This window comes from Pseudoalteromonas sp. MB41, from assembly GCF_020966275.1.
GTDB lineage: Bacteria > Pseudomonadota > Gammaproteobacteria > Enterobacterales > Alteromonadaceae > Pseudoalteromonas > Pseudoalteromonas lipolytica.
The window spans coordinates 1-1,115 of sequence record NZ_JAJJZF010000067.1 but is presented as its reverse complement, the minus strand read 5'-3'; the positions used below and the strand labels follow the sequence as shown (position 1 = coordinate 1,115).

2 rRNA genes are annotated in these 1,115 nt (G+C 44.5%); both read left to right on the top strand.

The annotated features are described in order from the left end of the window. Positions 1-246: ribosomal RNA gene (locus tag LPA49_RS22175) — 16S ribosomal RNA — on the top strand; the annotation flags it as partial. A 293-nt stretch (positions 247-539) separates the two neighbouring features. Beyond that, positions 540-1,115, top strand: a 23S ribosomal RNA gene (locus LPA49_RS22170); the annotation flags it as partial.

Here is a 1,115-nt window from a genome sequence, read left to right as displayed (position 1 = left end):
GTAGTCCGGATTGGAGTCTGCAACTCGACTCCATGAAGTCGGAATCGCTAGTAATCGCGTATCAGAATGACGCGGTGAATACGTTCCCGGGCCTTGTACACACCGCCCGTCACACCATGGGAGTGGGTTGCTCCAGAAGTGGATAGTCTAACCTTCGGGAGGACGTTCACCACGGAGTGATTCATGACTGGGGTGAAGTCGTAACAAGGTAGCCCTAGGGGAACCTGGGGCTGGATCACCTCCTTATACGATTTAGAACTTATTTGTTCGTAGTGTCCACACAGATGATTGTTAGTTAGTAAAGCCGTTGGCTTCACTAATTAATATGCTCTTTAAAAATTTGGAAAGCTGATAATAAAATTCTGATGAATAACGATTGTTATTTATCAAGAGTTTTCAAAAGTAAAAATATGCCAATTAATCGACAGATTAATCGACAGATTAATCGGTATCTACTTTAGTATTCTCATCATTATTTGATGAATTAACTTCTGGCGAAGTTAACAGCTGTCACTAACAAAGACCCGTTTGGGTTGTATGGTTAAGTGACTAAGCGTACACGGTGGATGCCTTGGCAGTTGGAGGCGATGAAGGACGTATTAACTTGCGATAAGCCTAGTCAAGCTAGTAAAAAGCACTTGAGACTAGGATTTCCGAATGGGGAAACCCACCTGCTTGCAGGTATCTTACACTGAATACATAGGTGTAAGAGGCGAACGCGGAGAACTGAAACATCTAAGTACCCGTAGGAACAGAAATCAACCGAGATTCCGGAAGTAGCGGCGAGCGAAACCGGACCAGCCCTTAAGCTTATTATGTGTTAGTGAAACATTCTGGAAAGTATGACGATACAGGGTGATAGTCCCGTACACGAAAATGCATCTTAAGTGAAATCGAGTAGGTCGGAGCACGTGAAACTTTGACTGAATATAGGTGGACCATCATCTAAGGCTAAATACTCCCAACTGACCGATAGTGAACCAGTACCGTGAGGGAAAGGCGAAAAGAACCCCTGTGAGGGGAGTGAAATAGAACCTGAAACCGTGTACGTACAAGCAGTAGGAGCCCACTTGTTGGGTGACTGCGTACCTTTTGTATAATGGGTCAGCGACTTA